Origin of the sequence: Neorhizobium sp. BT27B (genome assembly GCF_050455485.1) — a bacterium.
Taxonomy (GTDB): domain Bacteria; phylum Pseudomonadota; class Alphaproteobacteria; order Rhizobiales; family Rhizobiaceae; genus Neorhizobium.
Genome location: NZ_JBCIYT010000001.1, coordinates 61,172 through 78,126, shown reverse-complemented (window position 1 = coordinate 78,126; position 16,955 = coordinate 61,172). Strand labels below are relative to the sequence as shown.

At 59.0% G+C, this 16,955-nt stretch carries 19 protein-coding genes; 15 read left to right on the top strand and 4 right to left on the bottom strand.

The features are described from left to right. Window positions 1-88 precede the first annotated feature (88 nt). The 6 genes from cysE (at window position 89) to AAIH70_RS00345 (ending at window position 5,655) form a co-directional block, all read left to right on the top strand. Window positions 89-913 (top strand): serine O-acetyltransferase, encoded by an 825-nt coding sequence (gene cysE, locus AAIH70_RS00370; protein WP_132273476.1) that lies wholly within the window; start codon window positions 89-91, stop codon window positions 911-913. Window positions 914-1,039: 126 nt separating this feature from the next. Beyond that, window positions 1,040-1,243, top strand: a complete 204-nt coding sequence (locus AAIH70_RS00365) for a DUF3126 family protein (protein WP_132273477.1) — start codon at window positions 1,040-1,042, stop codon at window positions 1,241-1,243. Between the two features lie 347 nt (window positions 1,244-1,590). Next, entirely contained in the window at window positions 1,591-1,944 is a 354-nt protein-coding gene (gene clpS / locus AAIH70_RS00360; RefSeq protein WP_132273478.1) for an ATP-dependent Clp protease adapter ClpS, read from the top strand. 9 nt (window positions 1,945-1,953) lie between these two features. Next, window positions 1,954-4,488, top strand: a complete 2,535-nt coding sequence (clpA, locus tag AAIH70_RS00355; protein WP_430032712.1) for an ATP-dependent Clp protease ATP-binding subunit ClpA — start codon at window positions 1,954-1,956, stop codon at window positions 4,486-4,488. 97 nt (window positions 4,489-4,585) lie between these two features. Continuing rightward, on the top strand, window positions 4,586-5,317 hold the full coding sequence (locus tag AAIH70_RS00350; RefSeq protein ID WP_132273480.1) for an AzlC family ABC transporter permease: 732 nt from the start codon (window positions 4,586-4,588) through the stop codon (window positions 5,315-5,317). Continuing rightward, window positions 5,314-5,655 (top strand): AzlD domain-containing protein, encoded by a 342-nt coding sequence (locus tag AAIH70_RS00345; protein WP_165931996.1) that lies wholly within the window; start codon window positions 5,314-5,316, stop codon window positions 5,653-5,655. Before AAIH70_RS00350 ends, AAIH70_RS00345 begins: the two co-directional genes overlap by 4 nt. 162 nt (window positions 5,656-5,817) lie before the next feature. On the opposite strand, the gene AAIH70_RS00340 is transcribed toward AAIH70_RS00345, so the two are convergent. The 4 genes from AAIH70_RS00340 to AAIH70_RS00325 are packed head-to-tail and all read right to left on the bottom strand — an operon-like array spanning window position 5,818 to window position 8,700. Further along, entirely contained in the window at window positions 5,818-6,249 is a 432-nt protein-coding gene (locus AAIH70_RS00340) for an HIT family protein (protein ID WP_132273482.1), read from the bottom strand. A 36-nt stretch (window positions 6,250-6,285) separates the two neighbouring features. Continuing rightward, window positions 6,286-7,473: a GNAT family N-acetyltransferase gene (locus tag AAIH70_RS00335; RefSeq protein ID WP_430032707.1), complete on the bottom strand. Its 1,188-nt coding sequence runs from the start codon at window positions 7,471-7,473 to the stop codon at window positions 6,286-6,288. 31 nt (window positions 7,474-7,504) lie between these two features. Then, entirely contained in the window at window positions 7,505-8,233 is a 729-nt protein-coding gene (locus AAIH70_RS00330; protein ID WP_132273484.1) for a glycerophosphodiester phosphodiesterase, read from the bottom strand. After that, the gene (locus AAIH70_RS00325) at window positions 8,230-8,700 is read right to left on the bottom strand and encodes a RidA family protein (RefSeq protein WP_132273485.1); all 471 of its coding nucleotides are present in this window, start codon (window positions 8,698-8,700) and stop codon (window positions 8,230-8,232) included. The genes AAIH70_RS00330 and AAIH70_RS00325 overlap by 4 nt, the downstream gene beginning before the upstream one ends. A 113-nt stretch (window positions 8,701-8,813) precedes the next feature. Here AAIH70_RS00325 and AAIH70_RS00320 point away from each other — a divergent pair, with 113 nt between their 5' ends. The 9 genes from AAIH70_RS00320 (at window position 8,814) to rseP (ending at window position 16,848) form a co-directional block, all read left to right on the top strand. Beyond that, window positions 8,814-9,644: a cell envelope integrity EipB family protein gene (locus tag AAIH70_RS00320; RefSeq protein WP_132273486.1), complete on the top strand. Its 831-nt coding sequence runs from the start codon at window positions 8,814-8,816 to the stop codon at window positions 9,642-9,644. 54 nt (window positions 9,645-9,698) lie between these two features. Continuing rightward, a complete protein-coding gene (locus AAIH70_RS00315) occupies window positions 9,699-10,451 on the top strand; it encodes a pentapeptide repeat-containing protein (protein ID WP_165932014.1) in 753 nt (250 codons plus the stop codon). A 185-nt stretch (window positions 10,452-10,636) separates the two neighbouring features. Further along, entirely contained in the window at window positions 10,637-11,410 is a 774-nt protein-coding gene (rpsB, locus tag AAIH70_RS00310) for a 30S ribosomal protein S2 (RefSeq protein WP_132273489.1), read from the top strand. A gap of 246 nt (window positions 11,411-11,656) precedes the next feature. Further along, a complete protein-coding gene (gene tsf / locus AAIH70_RS00305) occupies window positions 11,657-12,583 on the top strand; it encodes a translation elongation factor Ts (RefSeq protein WP_132273490.1) in 927 nt (308 codons plus the stop codon). Window positions 12,584-12,680: 97 nt separating this feature from the next. Then, window positions 12,681-13,403, top strand: a complete 723-nt coding sequence (pyrH, locus tag AAIH70_RS00300; protein ID WP_132273491.1) for a UMP kinase — start codon at window positions 12,681-12,683, stop codon at window positions 13,401-13,403. A 60-nt stretch (window positions 13,404-13,463) separates the two neighbouring features. Then, window positions 13,464-14,024 carry a ribosome recycling factor gene (gene frr, locus AAIH70_RS00295; protein ID WP_112731154.1) on the top strand — a complete coding sequence of 187 codons (561 nt, stop codon included), beginning with the start codon at window positions 13,464-13,466 and terminating at the stop codon, window positions 14,022-14,024. A 48-nt stretch (window positions 14,025-14,072) separates the two neighbouring features. Next, window positions 14,073-14,816 (top strand): isoprenyl transferase, encoded by a 744-nt coding sequence (locus tag AAIH70_RS00290; RefSeq protein WP_132273492.1) that lies wholly within the window; start codon window positions 14,073-14,075, stop codon window positions 14,814-14,816. After that, the gene (locus tag AAIH70_RS00285; protein WP_132273493.1) at window positions 14,816-15,649 is read left to right on the top strand and encodes a phosphatidate cytidylyltransferase; all 834 of its coding nucleotides are present in this window, start codon (window positions 14,816-14,818) and stop codon (window positions 15,647-15,649) included. The genes AAIH70_RS00290 and AAIH70_RS00285 overlap by 1 nt, the downstream gene beginning before the upstream one ends. Before the next feature lie 74 nt (window positions 15,650-15,723). Beyond that, window positions 15,724-16,848, top strand: a complete 1,125-nt coding sequence (rseP, locus tag AAIH70_RS00280; protein WP_207908242.1) for an RIP metalloprotease RseP — start codon at window positions 15,724-15,726, stop codon at window positions 16,846-16,848. Window positions 16,849-16,955: the final 107 nt, after the last annotated feature.

Sequence of the window (16,955 nt, the reverse complement as noted above, 5' to 3'; positions counted from 1 at the left end):
TGGTTCATCGGAATGCATTTCCGGTGGCATTGGTATCGTCGCAAAATTGTTCTATATAATGAGCGCCTGAAGAAACGAGGAAGTGTCCATGTCCGCACGTCACGAGGCCCTGCAGAAGGATGCCGTCGCAATGGTGGATCCGATCTGGGATACGTTGCGCAACGAGGCACGCGCCGGCGCGGAACACGATCCGCTGCTGGCCGCATTTCTCTATTCGACGGTGCTGAACCACCGATCGCTTGAAGATTGCGTCATCCACCGGATCTGCGAACGCCTCGATCATCCTGATCTGCAGGCCGTTCTGCTGCGTCAGACGTTTGAGGAAATGCTGGCGGACTGGCCGGAATGGGGTGGTATCCTGCGTGTGGATATCCAGGCCGTTTACGATCGCGACCCCGCCTGCCTGCGCTTCCTCGAGGCGGTTCTCTATTTCAAGGGCTTTCATGCCCTGCAGACGCACCGTCTCGCGCACTGGCTTATGAACCGTGGTCGCCGTGATTTCGCTTTGTATCTGCAGAGCAGGTCGTCCAGCGTTTTCCAGACTGATATCAATCCCGCAGCGCGCATCGGTCGCGGGATTTTTCTCGACCATGCCACCGGTCTTGTCGTTGGCGAGACGGCGATCATCGGCGACAATGTTTCCATCCTGCATGGCGTGACGCTTGGCGGCACCGGCAAGGAAGGCGCGGATCGCCATCCGAAAATTGCCGATGGCGTGCTGATCGGGGCAGGGGCAAAGATCCTCGGCAATATCGAGATCGGTCATTGCTCGCGTGTCGCCGCCGGTTCGGTGGTTCTCAAATCCGTGCCGCATAACACCACCGTCGCCGGAGTTCCCGCAAAGGTTGTCGGTAACGCCGGCTGCTCGGAGCCTTCGCGCGTGATGAACCAGATGGTGCTTTCCGAGGATTGACGCTTCCGGACCTGCGCTCTATCTCGCCATTCTCATCGTAGAGGATGGCGGTTTTTCCCGTCTTTACATTTCCCGCCAACCCATGCCACAAGCGCCGCAACGCGAACTGCAGACGGAGAAACGCCAGTGAAACCGGACGAAATCAAGAAACTCGACGCCTATTTCAAGCGCGTTTTCAATCCGACCTTCGTGGTCAAGGCGCGCCCGCGCAAGGACGACTCGGCCGAAGTTTATGCCGGCGACGAATTCCTCGGTGTGGTTTACATCGATGACGAGGACGAAGAGCGCTCCTACAACTTCACGATGGCTATCCTCGACGTCGATCTCTGATCGATATCCAGATCGAAGACGATACGAGCGGGCTTTCAGGCCCGCTTTTTCGTTGATGGCTCTCGATGTGAGCACGTCGGTTCGGCGCAAGCTTGCGGGCGCATCTTTTTTCGATGAGCCGCCGCTCCTATATTCACCGCATCAGCGATGTTCTTCGCTGTCGGGGTGATCTGATGCTTCCAGCAGTCCCGATTTTCCGTCCTATGGGTTGCTCCTTTTCGGAATTGTGATTGCGCAGACGAGCGGAGGGCTTAAAATCCTTCGCGAATGAACTAAGTTAAAGGTCCAACGTCTGGTTCGATCACCTCCCAAGGATCGGTTGCTGGACGACTGAGGAATAAAAGACGATGATCGCAACGCCGATCTTTATGCAGGACGAGAAAAACGGAGACGGCGACAACGGTAATCGCGGGACGTCGGTCATCACCCGAACGAAACCGAAAACCAAAAAGCCAAGTCTCTACCGTGTGCTTTTGCTGAACGACGACTACACGCCCATGGAGTTCGTCATTCATGTTCTGGAGCGTTTTTTCCAGAAAGACCTCGACGCGGCGACGCGCATCATGCTCCACGTTCACAATCACGGCGTGGGGGAATGCGGTGTCTTTACGTATGAGGTCGCAGAGACCAAAGTAAGTCAGGTCATGGATTTCGCCCGACAGCATCAGCATCCGCTGCAATGTGTTATGGAAAAGAAGTGAGGTAACGCCGTGCCAACATTTTCGCCTAGTCTCGAAAAGGCGCTGCATCAGGCACTGACCTTCGCCAATGAGCGGCACCACGAATATGCAACGCTGGAGCATCTGCTCCTTGCGCTGATCGACGATTCCGATGCGGCGGCTGTCATGGGCGCGTGCAATGTCAATCTGGATAACCTTCGCAAGACGGTTTCCGATTACGTCGATAACGAACTCGCAAATCTCGTCACCGGTTACGACGAGGATTCTAAACCCACATCCGGCTTCCAGCGCGTCATCCAGCGCGCCGTCATTCACGTCCAGTCTTCCGGCCGTGAAGAAGTGACCGGCGCCAACGTGCTCGTCGCGATTTTTGCCGAGCGCGAAAGCCATGCCGCCTTCTTCCTGCAGGAGCAGGAGATGACGCGTTATGATGCGGTCAACTATATCAGCCACGGCATCGGCAAGCGGCCCGGCGCTTCGCAGGCGCGCACGCCGCGTGGTGCCGAAGAGGGCGATGCGGACGCAAAATCCTCCTCCTCGCGTGAGCAGGACGATGGTGCGACCAAGAAGCCGGCAGATGCACTCAAGGCCTATTGCGTCAACCTCAACGACAAGGCCAAGGATGGCCGTATCGATCCGCTGATCGGTCGTCATTCCGAGGTCAACCGCACCATTCAGGTCCTGTGCCGTCGTTCCAAGAACAACCCGCTTTATGTGGGGGATCCGGGCGTCGGCAAGACGGCGATCGCCGAAGGTCTCGCCAAACGTATCGTTGAAGGCAAGGTGCCTGAAGCGCTGGCCGACGCGACGATCTTCTCGCTCGACATGGGCACGCTGCTCGCCGGTACCCGTTATCGCGGTGATTTCGAGGAGCGTCTGAAGCAGGTCGTCAAGGAACTGGAAGATTTTCCGGGTGCCGTCCTGTTCATCGACGAAATCCACACCGTCATTGGTGCGGGTGCGACGTCCGGCGGCGCCATGGATGCGTCCAACCTGTTGAAGCCGGCTCTGTCCTCCGGGCAGATCCGCTGCATCGGTTCGACCACCTACAAGGAATATCGCCAGTTCTTCGAAAAGGACCGGGCTCTGGTCCGTCGTTTCCAGAAAATCGACGTCAATGAGCCGTCGATCGATGATGCGATCGAGATCATGAAGGGCCTGAAGCCTTATTTCGAAGAATACCATAAGCTGCGTTACACCAACGAGGCGATCAAGGCGGCTGTCGAACTGTCGGCGCGCTACATTTCCGACCGCAAGCTGCCGGACAAGGCGATCGACGTGATCGACGAGACCGGTGCGGCGCAGATGCTGCTGACGGCCTCCAAGCGCCGCAAGCTGATCACCGAGAAGGAAATCGAGGCGACGATCGCCACGATGGCCCGCATCCCGGCAAAGACGGTGTCCAAGGATGACGAGATGGTTCTCGCCAACCTGGAAAAGGAACTGCGTTCCGTCGTCTACGGTCAGGACAAGGCGATCGAGGCACTGTCGACCGCGATCAAGCTTGCCCGTGCGGGTCTGCGCGAACCGAACAAGCCGATCGGCTCCTATGTCTTCTCCGGCCCGACAGGCGTCGGCAAGACGGAAGTCGCCAAACAGCTTGCCTCGTCGCTCGGCGTGGAAATGCTGCGCTTCGACATGTCGGAATACATGGAACGCCACACGGTCTCGCGACTGCTCGGCGCGCCTCCCGGTTATGTCGGTTTCGACCAGGGCGGTCTTCTGACCGATGGCGTCGACCAGCATCCGCATTCCGTGGTTCTGCTCGACGAAATCGAGAAGGCGCATCCGGATATCTACAATATCCTGCTGCAGGTCATGGACCATGGTTCGCTGACCGACCACAACGGCAAGAAGATCGACTTCCGTAACGTCATCCTGATCATGACGACCAATGCGGGCGCTTCGGAAATGGCCAAGGCCGCCATCGGTTTCGGTTCCTCCAAGCGCACCGGTGAAGACGAAGAGGCATTGAACCGCCTGTTCACGCCGGAATTCCGCAACCGTCTCGATGCGATCATCCCGTTCGCACCGCTGCCGACGGAAGTCATTCATCAGGTCGTGCAGAAGTTCGTGATGCAGCTGGAAACCCAGCTGTCTGAGCGCAACGTCACGTTCGACCTGCATCAGGATGCGATCGCCTGGCTGGCCGAAAAGGGCTATGACGAAAAGATGGGCGCACGGCCTTTGTCGCGTGTCATCCAGGAACACATCAAGAAGCCGCTCGCCAACGAGATCCTGTTCGGCAAGCTGCGCAAGGGTGGTGTGGTCAACGTCACTGTCGGCAAGGACGAGGATGGCAAGAGCACGCTGAAGCTCGACTGCATTTCCGAGACCGCGCCGGTGAAGCCGAAGCCGGAGGCCGAGGTCAAGGACGCAGCCGACGAGGTAAAGGGCAAGGTTTCGAAGCCGAAGGCGGCCAAGAAAGCTGCACCGAAAACCAAGGGCGGAAGTTCTGCGAAGGCGCAGGCTGCGGATGATGGCGAAGTGATTGCCGAGGAAAAGCCGATCAAGCCGGTACCCAAAAAGAGCAGCGCCGTACCGAAGGTGCCGAAGAAAAAGTGAGCCGTTCCCCGACGGTTCGTTGAAAGTTGGCGATGCCGGGCTTGTCCCGGCATCGTCGTTTTTGTAGGCCGGTTGATGAACGACAACCGGACAGCTCATGTCTCCACCTCGCGGTAATCTCGGCTGGTTCTTCACAGGCATGCGCGGCATCATTTCCTTGCCGGCCTTCATTCTGATGACGTCCTATGTCGGCTTCAGCGCCTTTGCGCTGGAATCGGGCATGACGCGTGGCGAAGCGGTGGCGATGACGCTCGGTATCTGGGCTCTGCCCGCGCAGATGATTCTCGTCGGCAGCATGCTCGGCAATGCACATATCGCCGCGTCATTCCTTGCGGTGACGCTGTCGTCGATCCGCATGATGCCGATGGTGGCGTCTATCATGCCGGAAATGCGCACGAAAAAGACGCCGCTGCCGATGCTGCTGTTCGTTTCGCATTTCATCGCCATCACATCCTGGGTGTTTGCCTCGCGGCATCTGCGCGATGTGCCGAGGGATTTTCGCGTCGCCTATTTCGCTGGTTTCGGCATGACGCTGACGCTGACCAACACGCTGATCGTCGGTGTCAGTTACGGCGTCGTGTCGCAATTCCCGCCAGTGGTCGCCGGTGCGCTGTTCATGCTTACGCCGGTCTATTTCATCGCGTCGATCTGGGCGAGCGCGGTGCAGCCGGTGGTGAAAATCGCCTTTGTCATCGGTATCGTTGCAGGGCCGACGCTGGCGCTGGTGGTGCCGGGTTTTGATGTGCTGGTCGCCGGAATTGGGGGCGGCACGGTCGCGTATCTGATCGATCGTTATCGGCGTCGCAAGGCCGGTGGAGGGCGGGTGTGATGGCCGACGGCTGGTGGACGTATGTGGTGATCGTGGTTGCCGGCTTTCTGGCAACCGACATCTGGCGCTGGATGGGCGTTCTGATCGGCCATCGTCTCAACGAGGATTCCGAAGCGCTCTATTGGGTGAGGGCCGTTGCGACGGCGTTGGTGATGGCGGTCACCGCCAAGCTGATCGTTTTCCCGACCGGCACGCTTGCCAACTCACCGCTCTGGCTGCGTCTCGCCGCCGCCGGTATCGGTTTTGCGGTTTTCCTGGGGACAGGAAAAAGAGTGGCGGTCGGCGTGCTGGTGCCGATCGCCATCCTCATTGCCGGGTTGCTGTTTCTGCAGCCGTAGAGTCGTTCAGTGATGCCCGTCTCAAACTGCCGACAAAGATCGAAAACCCCTCCGTCGTCATCCTCGGGCTTGTCCCGAGGATCTGCAAGCGATTGATATCATTGATGTGATTAGATCCTCGGCATAAGGCCGAGGATGACGTAGTCACCGAATTGATGTTGATCAGTTGCCGAGTTCGCCGATGATCTTTTCTGCGTTTGCAGCGAGAATTTCGCCATCTTCCATCTTGCCGGAATGCGGCTTCAGGGCTTCGCCTTCATGGCGTGGCACGATGTGGAAATGCAGGTGGAATACGGTCTGGCCTGCCGCCGGTTCGTTGAACTGGGCGATGTAGATGCCGTCGGCATCAAACGCGTCCTGCGCTGCTCGGGCCAGTTTCTGCACGACCGCAATGGTCTTGGCGAGAACGGCCGGATCGGCATCCAGCATGTTGCGCGAAGGCTGCTTGGGGATCACCAGCAGATGTCCCGGCGCCTGCGGCATCACATCCATGAAGGCCAGCGTATCGGTATCTTCATAAACGCGGTGGCAGGGAATTTCGCCGCGCAGGATCTTTGCAAAGATGTTGCCGTCGTCATAGGCGATGCCGCTCATGGATAAATCCTCTCCGTCGTTGCGCTTTTCCGCGCTTCAGTCTTGTTCCTGCCGTTCGCCTTTGCGGAACGGGCTGTGTTCGCTCAAGTAACCGCTCATCTCCTCGACGTCACGCCGTTCACGCTCGAGATAATCGGCAATGGCGTTTCGAAGGCCCGGATGCGCGATGTAATGGGCCGAATGGGTGGTGACGGGCAGATAACCACGCGCCAGCTTGTGTTCGCCCTGCGCCCCGGCCTCGACGCGTTTCAGCCCCTTTTCCAGCGCAAAATCGATGGCCTGATGATAACAGACCTCGAAATGCAGGAAGGGATGATCCTCGATACAGCCCCAATGGCGGCCGTAAAGCGCATCCTCGCCGATGAAGTTGATGGCGCCGGCAACGTATTTGCCTTCGCGCTTGGCCATCACCAGCAGGATGTCGTCCGGCATGCGCTCGCCGATCAGAGAATAGAATTGGCGTGTGAGGTATGGCCGGCCCCATTTGCGGCCGCCGGTGTCCATGTAGAAGGTAAAAAACTGATCCCAGATCTCTTCGGTCAGGTCCGATCCGGTTAGCCAGTCGATGCTGATGCCATTTTCCAGTGCGGCGCGGCGTTCCTTTTTCAGGTCCTTGCGCTTGCGCGACGATAACGTGTCCAGAAAGGCGGCGTGATCGGCATAACCGTTGTTGATGAAGTGAAACTGCTGGTCGGTGCGGTGCAGATAACCGTCATCCTCCAGCGCCGGCAGTTCCTCTTTCCGCACGAAGGTGACATGCGCGGATGAGATGCCGAGCTGTCGCGTGACTTCCTGCAAGCCGGCTGCCAGCGTGTCCTGCATCACATCGGCGTCGTAGCCCTCGGCCGTCAGCAGCCGTGGCCCTGTCGCGGGCGTGAAGGGTACGGTGCATTGCAGCTTTGGATAATAACGCCCGCCTGCACGCTCGAAAGCGTCGGCCCAGCCGTGATCGAACACGTATTCGCCCTGGCTGTGGCTTTTCAGATAGCCGGGAATGGCGCCGATCAGCTTGCCGCCTTCGGTTTCGAGCAGCAGGTGATGGCCGTGCCAACCGGTCTTGGCGGTTGCCGAGCCCGACTCTTCCAGTGCGGAGAGATAGGCATGCGACAGGAATGGATTATAGGGCAGGGTGCCGCCCCGGTGGGTACCGGAAAGGCGCGACCAGCCCTCAGGGCTGATCGCTTTGAAAGAGTTTTCGATGCGGATCGTGAGATTTCCGGTCATGCGTCTCTTCGAATGTGGGCAGGTCTGCTTGTTAACGCGCAGAAGTCTCCCTCGGGTCAAAACCCTCGAAGGTCATCTGGTCTGCATACTTATAGGTATGTTCGCGGGCATTTTCATCCCTCACCGTCCAGGTGATGATGGGAATGCCAGCTTTCTGCTGTGCAGTGATGAAACTGTTGGGCAGGTGCGGCCAGTGATAGGAGATGAAATCCAAACCCAGATGCATGGCATCATCGTGCTTGAAGAAATCATCCGGCTTGTCGCCCATAGCGGTGAGACCGAGCGGGTAGGGTGCTTCCACACGTTTCAGGTCGCGCAGGATGTGGTGGTCGAAGCTCATCAGGGCAACCGTGCCCTTGTAGCCTTCCAGCACTTCCAGCACAGCCTCGACAAAACCGTCATCCAGTTCGGCGGTGCGTCCCTTGATCTCGATGACCAGAGGCACGCGCCCATCCACCAGCTTCAGCATTTGCTTCAGCGTCGGGATGCGGTCCTTGGTGCCGCCGATCGACAGCATGCCGAGTTCTGCGGCGGTGCGCTCGCGTACATCACCGCTGATGCCGCAAAGACGGTCCAGCGTGTCGTCATGGAAAACCATGACTTCGCTGTCTGCGGAAAGCTGCAGGTCGCATTCGATGGCGAATCCGGCGACCGCTGCCCGCTCGAAGGCGGACAGCGTGTTTTCCCAGATCTCGTTGTTCATGTCGTGGTAGCCGCGATGGGCGACCGGCAGTTCCTTGATCCAGGCTGCAGAAGTCATGCGTCGATCTCGATAATGGCTTCGATTTCAACGGCGGCGTTGAGCGGAAGTGCAGCCATGCCGACGGCAGCGCGGGCGTGCTTGCCGGCTTCGCCGAGCACGTTGGCGATCAGGTTCGATGCGCCATTGGTGACGATATGCTGATCGGTGAAGCCCGGAGCAGACGCAACGAAGCTCGAAAGCTTGACGACGCGCTTGATCTTTCCGAGATCGCCGTTAAGCGCTGCCTTGGCCTGCGAAAGAATGTTGATCGCGCAAAGTTCCGCGGCGCGGCTGGCGGCCGCGACATCGACGTCCTGGCCGACAAGTCCCTTGATCTCAAGCTTGCCATTTTCGGTTGGTAGCTGACCGGAGATGTAGAGCAGGTTGCCACTGATGACGTAGGATACGTAATTGGCGGCGGGCGCTGCTGCGACGGGCAGGGTGATCCCCAGTTCGGTCAGGCGGCTTTCGATGGCATCGGACATTTCGGTCTCCGGCTTTTGTTGTAATATGTGCAGAAATCCTGCATGCAGGACGATAAGCATTACTCGATGGCGTTCTTATAACATTGCGCCGTGAGTCCGATAGGAGAGATTGAATGTTTCGTTTGACGCTCGGGCTGGCATTCACAGCGACGATGATGGCATCGACCGCCACATCTGCCGCCGCCGGCGTCGAAGGTGCGCGCGCACTGATCCCGCACCGGGCCGTCTACGATCTCAAGCTCAAGGATGTTTCGGAGCGCTCGGGTATCGAAGGCATGTATGGCCGCATGGTCTATGAGTTCACCGGCTCGGCCTGCACCGGCTTTACCACGAATTTCCGCTTCGTGACCAAGACCGATACCGGCGAAGACCAGCGCACCACCGATCAGCAGACGACGACCTTCGAAAATGCCGACCTGAAGGAATTCCGTTTCGAGACCAAGTCGTTCACCGACGAGCAACTCGACAAGCAGGTCAGCGGCGAGGCAACCAATGTTTCAACAGGCGTCAAGGTCGAGTTGCAGAAGCCGGATACGCGCGAGCTGGATCTGACGCCGAGCCAGTTCCCGACCCAGCATATGCTCGATGTTCTCGACAATGCCCGCAAGGGAAAGCGCTTCTTCGAAGCCCGGATTTTTGACGGTTCCGAAGACGGCGACAAGAGCCTTCTGACCTCGACGGTGGTTGGCAAGAAGCAGACGCCGGAAGCCGATGACAGCGATGCAGGGCAGGCGGGGCAGTTCTCCAAACAGGCCTACTGGCCTGTGACGATCGCCTATTTCAACGATAGCGGCACAGGCGATGCGGTTCCCGTCTACCGCATGTCGTTCAAGCTCTACGACAACGGCATCACCCGCGATCTGACCATGGATTATGGCGATTTCGTCCTGACCGGGCAGCTTGCCAAGCTGGAAGTGCTCGACCGCGCGCCGGACTGTAAATAAACGACAGTTTATCAGCGGAAAGTGATGACGTCGTCATTGGTTTGCCCCATATATATGGGGAGAATTTCGAAATTGGGTTGGAATTCGGGCGCTATGTATCGGCAGTCAGGTGTTTTTTCCGGTCTTTTCTTGGCGACGGTGATTTCCGGCGCAAGTTACCTCGTTGCGCCGGCCGCGAGCGGCGCCGGCAGCTGTGGATCATCGGCTGCCGCCAAGGTCGACTGGAGCGGCTGCGTCAAGAAAAACCTGATGATGTCGGGCAACGACTTTCAGGGCGCCAATCTTTCGGAAGCCGATTTTTCGATGACCGACCTCAGGAACAACAACCTGACGGGCGCCAATCTGCAGAAGACCCGTATCATTCGTGCATGGTTCACCGGATCGACCGCCGACAAGGCGGACTTTTCGCGGGCCGAAGGTTATCGCGCCGGCTTGCAGAACGTTTCGGCCAAGGGTGCCAGTTTCGAGTCGGCGGAGTTGCAGCGCGCCAATTTCGGCGGTGCCGATCTGACCGGTGCCAATTTCGAAAAGGCGGAACTCGGCCGGACGTCTTTCGACAAGACAAATCTGACCGATGTGGATTTCACGCTCGCAAACCTGTCGCGCGCCGATCTCAGCAAGGCGATATTCACGACCGCACCGCGTTTCGATCGGGCTTTCATGTTCCTGACCCGCATCGAGGGGCTGGATCTATCCGGCGCTGTTGATCTGGCGCAGTCGCAGGTCGATCTGTCCTGCGGCAATGCGGAGACGAAATTGCCGAAGGGTTTGCGTGCGCCGGCAATGTGGCCGTGCCCTGACGATTGATCATCGAACAATCTTTTTTAACGCTTCGCCTTGATCTGACGGGCGAAGCGCTGTATGGGCACCAATATTCCACACGTAAGGCATGGGATCGTCCGGGAGAAATCCGGGCAGTTCCGCCCGGTGGCATTCTCAAAAGAGAGTGCTGTTCGCCTTGCGGAGGTTCAACCGGTAAAGGATAACAAGGCATGGCATTGCCCGATTTCTCTATGCGCCAGCTGCTTGAAGCAGGCGTTCACTTTGGTCACCAGACTCACCGCTGGAACCCGAAGATGAAGCCGTACATTTTCGGCGATCGTAACAACATCCACATCATCGACCTCGCGCAGACCGTTCCGATGCTGTCGCGCGCCCTGCAGGTCATCTCGGACACCGTTGCCCGTGGCGGCCGCGTTCTGTTCGTTGGCACCAAGCGTCAGGCTTCCGAGCTGATCGCCGATTCGGCCAAGCGTTCTGCCCAGTACTACGTCAACTCGCGTTGGCTCGGCGGCATGATGACCAACTGGAAGACCATTTCGAACTCGATCGCCCGTCTGCGCAAGCTCGACGAGATCCTGGCTTCGGAACAGTCCGGCTACAACAAGAAAGAGCGCCTGAACCTCGAGCGCGAACGCGAGAAGCTGGACAAGGCTCTCGGCGGTATCCGCGACATGGGCGGCACCCCTGACCTGATGGTGATCATCGACACCAACAAGGAAAAGATCGCTATCGACGAAGCCAAGCGCCTGGGCATCCCGGTCGTTGCTATCATCGACTCGAACTGCGATCCGGACCTCATCGACTACCCGATCCCGGGTAACGACGATGCTTCGCGCGCCATCTCGCTGTATTGCGACCTGATCGCTCGCGCTGCCATCGACGGCATCGCTCGCCAGCAGGGCGCTTCCGGTCGTGACCTCGGCGGTATGGCCGAAGCTCCGATCGAGCCGGCTCTCGAAGGCGAAGCCGAAGCTCAGGCTTAATTGTCTGGGGCGGAGCGGCACTGACCGCTCCATCTTTGCGAATTCGTCCAAGGCCAGAGATCACAATCCCTGGCCTTGGCCGTTTAAGGACCTGTCCTCCCGCAGCAATGACGTCAGCGGTTGAGACGACAGGCCGGTGATGATCTTCATCACCCTGTCACACTTCCGGGTACATTCGTTCCCAAAACCTTGAGTTCGCCGAGGTTTTTCCGGCGGCACGCAACTCGAACCGACAAGAGGCTCACAATGGCTGAAATCACCGCTGCACTGGTGAAGGAACTGCGCGAAAAGTCTGGCGCAGGCATGATGGACTGCAAGAAGGCGCTGACCGAAAACAACGGCGACATCGAAGCAGCAATCGACTGGCTGCGCGCCAAGGGCATCGCAAAGGCCGACAAGAAGTCGGGCCGCACGGCTGCTGAAGGCCTGATCGGCGTTGCATCGACCGGCACCAAGGCTGTCGTCGTCGAAGTCAACTCCGAAACCGACTTCGTTGCCCGTAACGACGCTTTCCAGGTCATGGTTCGCGGCATTGCCGACGTAGCGCTGACCACCGATGGCACCGTTGAAGCCGTTAGCGAAGCCACCTATCCGGCAACCGGCAAGTCGGTCTCCGACACCATCAAGGATGCGATCGCCACCATCGGCGAGAACATGAGCCTGCGTCGCTCGGTTGCCCTTGAAGTCGAAGACGGTGTTGTCGCGACCTACATCCACAACGCTGCCGCCGATCGTCTCGGCAAGCTCGGCGTTCTGGTTGCCCTGAAGTCGACCGGCGACAAGGAAGCCCTCAGCGCCATCGGCCGCCAGGTTGCCATGCACATCGCTGCAACGGCTCCGCTCGCCATCCGTTCGGAAGAAGTCGATGCTGCTGTCGCCGAGCGCGAACGCAACGTCTTCATCGAACAGTCGCGCGAATCCGGCAAGCCGGAAGCCATCATCGAAAAGATGGTTGAAGGCCGCATGCGCAAGTTCTTCGAAGAAGTCGCCCTTCTGTCGCAGGCTTTCGTCATCAATCCTGACCTGACCGTCGGCGAAGCTGTCAAGGCTGCCGAAAAGGAAGTCGGCGCTCCGATCGAAGTCACCGGCATGGCTCGCCTGCTGCTCGGCGACGGCATCGAAAAGGAAGAGACCGACTTCGCAGCTGAAGTCGCAGCCGTTTCCAAGGGCTGATATCTCTATACAATATCAATAATCACAGGGGCATCGCGTGACAACGCGGTGCCCTTCGTGTATCGGGCTTGGCGGTGCGAGCCTCGAAGGAGTATCCATGTCTGCCCAGCCAATCTACAAACGCGTGCTTTTGAAAGTCTCTGGTGAAGCCCTTATGGGTAGCCAGGGTTTCGGCATCGACGTCAACGTTGCCGACCGTATCGCTGCCGATATCTCCGATGCACGCCGTATGGGCGTCGATGTCGGGATCGTTGTCGGCGGCGGTAATATTTTCCGCGGTGTTGCCGTTGCCTCCAAGGGTGGCGACCGCGTCACCGGCGACCACATGGGCATGCTCGGTACTGTGATCAACGCACTGGCGCTGGCGACATCGCTGCGCAAGCTCGGCGTCGATACGGTCGTGCTGTCGGCGATCTCCATGCCGGAAATTTGCGAAAGCTTCTCTCAGCGCCAGGCGCTGCATCATCTGTCGCAGGGCAGGGTGGTGATTTTTGCCGGCGGTACCGGCAACCCGTTCTTCACGACCGATAGTGCCGGCGCTCTGCGTGCGGCCGAAATCGGCGCAGAAGCCCTGTTCAAGGGCACGCAGGTGGACGGCATCTATACGGCCGACCCGAAGAAGGATCCGACGGCCACCCGCTTCGACCAGCTTACCCACGCGGAAGTTCTGGAAAAGGGTCTTGCCGTGATGGATGTGACCGCGGTTGCGCTTGCGCAGGAGAACACGATCCCGATTATTGTGTTCTCGATCCACGAGCGTGGCGGTTTCGCCGATATCTTGACCGGCGGTGGTCTCAAGACCATCGTTTCAGACAATTGATCTTCAGACAGGTCCGCGCGGACGACCGCAGCGGACCTCAAACAACATACGGAGTGTAAGATGAGCGGTGCCATCGATCTCAACGACATCAAGCGTCGCATGGACGGCGCTGTTACGGCCTTCAAGAGCGACATCGCCTCGCTGCGTACGGGCCGCGCCTCTGCCAACATTCTCGATCCGGTCACGGTCGAAGCCTATGGTTCGCGTGTGCCGCTGAACCAGGTTGCCAATATTACCGTGCCTGAGCCGCGCATGCTCGGCGTATCCATCTGGGATAAGTCGATGGTCAATGCTGTCGACCGCGCCATCCGCGAATCGAATCTCGGCCTCAATCCGATCATGGACGGTCAGAACCTGCGCATCCCGCTGCCGGAGCTCAACGAAGAGCGCCGCAAGTCGCTGGTCAAGGTTGCGCACGACTACACGGAAAAGAGCAAGGTTGCTGTGCGCAACGTTCGCCGTGATGGCATGGACGCCTTGAAGAAGGCTGAAAAGGACGGCGATATCGGCCAGGACGACAGCCGTGCGCAGTCCGAAAAAATCCAGAAGATGACAGATGATGCGATTTCCGAGCTGGACCGCTTGCTTGCGGAGAAGGAAAAGGAAATCATGCAGGTCTAGAACCTGCATCAAAGCCCGCTCGTCGCTGTCACAAACGCCGGACTGAACATGGTGAAGCCTGATCTACCCGTGATCCCGAAGCATGTTGCCATCATCATGGATGGCAACGGTCGCTGGGCAAACCAGCGCGGCCTGCCGCGCACCGTCGGGCACACAAAAGGTGTCGAGGCCGTGCGTCAGGCTGTGCGTGCCGCAGGCGAGGCGGGCGTCGAGTTCCTGACGCTCTTCGCATTCTCCTCGGAGAACTGGAGCCGGCCGGAAGCCGAGGTGACGGACCTGCTCGGGCTGATGCGGCGGTTCATCCGCCGCGATCTGGCCGAACTGCATCGTTCGAACGTCCGGATTCGTATCATCGGCGATCGCCGCAACCTGCAGGGCGATCTGCTGCCGATGTTGCTGGAGGCTGAAGAAACCACCAGCGGCAATACCGGCCTCACCCTTGTCATCGCCTTCAATTACGGTTCGCGGAACGAAATTCTGCGCGCCATCGAACGTCTGGCAAGCGAAGTGGCGGCTGGACTGCTGCGCCCGGAAGATATCGATATGGCGATGGTTGACGAACGCCTCGATACCGCCGGCATCCCCGATCCGGACCTGATCATCCGCACCAGCGGCGAGGAGCGTCTTTCCAACTTCCTGCTGTGGCAGGCCGCCTATTCCGAATTCCTGTTCCTGCCGAATTTCTGGCCGGATTTCGACCGCGAGATGTTTTTTGACGCGCTGAAGATCTATGCGGCGCGCGATCGCCGTTTTGGCGGCCTAGCTGCCAAGCCAGCGGCGGTTGCCGGCTGATGGCAAGCGAACTTCGCAAGCGTACGATTTCCGCGCTCGTCATGGCCGCGGTCACCCTTGCCGCAACATGGTATGGCGGAACGCCTTTCCGGCTGTTTGCCGCCGGCATGTCGCTGCTGATCTATCACGAATGGTCGAAGATGACGCGTCTGCCCGAGGTGGATTTGCGCGGCGACGCTTTCGGCTGGGTGGCAGTGGTCTGCGTGGCGGCCAATCTGGCTTTTGGCGATCTTGGTCTGGGTGCCCCCCTGTTGGGCGGTTTTGCCATCACGGCCCTTCTGCTGAAGTTTTTGCGGCGTGGCAGCGGCTGGATGCCCGGTGGTGTGCTTTATGCGGGCCTGAGTGGTATTTCGCTTGCCGCGATCCGTGGCAGCGACCAGTTCGGGCTGATGGCGACGCTGTTTCTGTTCGCCGTCGTCTGGGGCACCGATATCCTGGCCTATTTCTTCGGGCGTTCGATTGGCGGGCCGAAACTTGCACCGCGGATCTCTCCCGGCAAGACCTGGTCCGGCGCCATTGGTGGCACGGTGTCAGGCGTCGCGCTCGGCAGCGCCATCACGCTTTCGTTCTTCTCGCAGGTGTCGCTGCGCACCGTGGCGCTGGCGCTGGCGCTGTCTGTGGCCAGCCAGATCGGCGATCTGTTCGAATCCTTCATCAAGCGCCGCTTTGGCGTCAAGGATTCCGGCCATCTGATTCCCGGTCACGGTGGCGTGATGGACCGTGTCGATGGTCTCGTTTTCGCCTGTTTCGCGGCGTTTCTCCTGGCCATGGCGCATGCCGCCTGGACCGGATATGGCGAGACCCCTGTTGCCGGTTTTCTTTTCGGTCTTTAAAGACCGTCACAGAGACATGAAATCGTGCATATAAAATTGGGCAGGGAGCCGGCGAAGCAGGAATGGATGGCGTGATGGCAATTTTCGGCGTGCTTACCGGGTATATCATCCCGTTTATCCTCGTCCTTTCGGTGCTCGTGTTCGTACATGAGATGGGTCACTATCTCGTCGGGCGCTGGAGCGGCATTCGTGTTCTGGCATTTTCTGTCGGTTTCGGGCCTGAACTGATCGGTTATACCGACAGCCACGGCACCCGCTGGAAGATCTCGGCAATCCCGCTTGGCGGCTATGTGAAATTTTATGGCGACGAGGATGCCGCCAGCATGCCGGGCACCGATTCGCTGTCGGGCATGAGCGACGCAGAGCGCGCGCAGACACTTGCCGGCGCAAAACTGTGGAAAAGGGCCGCGACCGTTGCGGCAGGCCCGATCGCCAACTTCATCCTTGCAATCGCCATTTTTGCGGTTCTGTTCACGGTCTACGGCAAGGTCGTTGCTGATCCGGTCGTGGCCGAAGTGCGCCCCGATAGCGCGGCACAGGTTGCCGGCGTCGAGGTTGGCGACAAGCTGGTGGCGCTTGATGGCCATGAGGTCGCGACCTTCGATGAAGTGCGCCGTTACGTCAGTATTCGCCCGCTGGTGCCCATCATCGTGACTGTCGAGCGCGAAGGTTCGCGATTGGATCTGCCGATGGTGCCGAAGCGCGAGGAAATCACCGATCAGTTCGGCAACAAGGTCGAGCTTGGCCTCATCGGTATCGTTACCAACGAGCAGCGCGGCAATTTCCGTGTCCAGCAGTATTCGCCGGGCGCCGCCGTCATCGAGGGCTTCAAGGAAACCGGCAATATCATCACCGGCACGGGGCGTTATATCGCCAACATCTTTGCCGGCCGCATGCGCGCCGATCAGATCGGTGGCCCGATCCGCATCGCCGAAACGACGGGACAGATGGCGACGCTCGGTTTTGTTGCCGTCCTGAATTTTGCCGCCGTCATTTCCGTTTCGCTTGGTCTGATGAATTTGCTGCCGGTTCCGGTGCTTGACGGTGGTCACTTGCTGCTTTACGCGCTTGAGGCACTGAGAGGACGTCCACTGAATGCGCGGGTTCAGGAGATCGTCTTCAGGCTCGGCTTCGCGCTGATTCTGACGCTGATGGTGTTCGCCACATGGAATGACACGATCGGCAGGTGGATCGGTTAAGTGTTTCAGAACGGTGCAGAAACCGTTTATTTACCCTGTTTGCATGTCCGCGTGGCGAATGCGCCACGGCTGCGAAGGAAGTAAATAGAAATTAACGCGATGCCTTG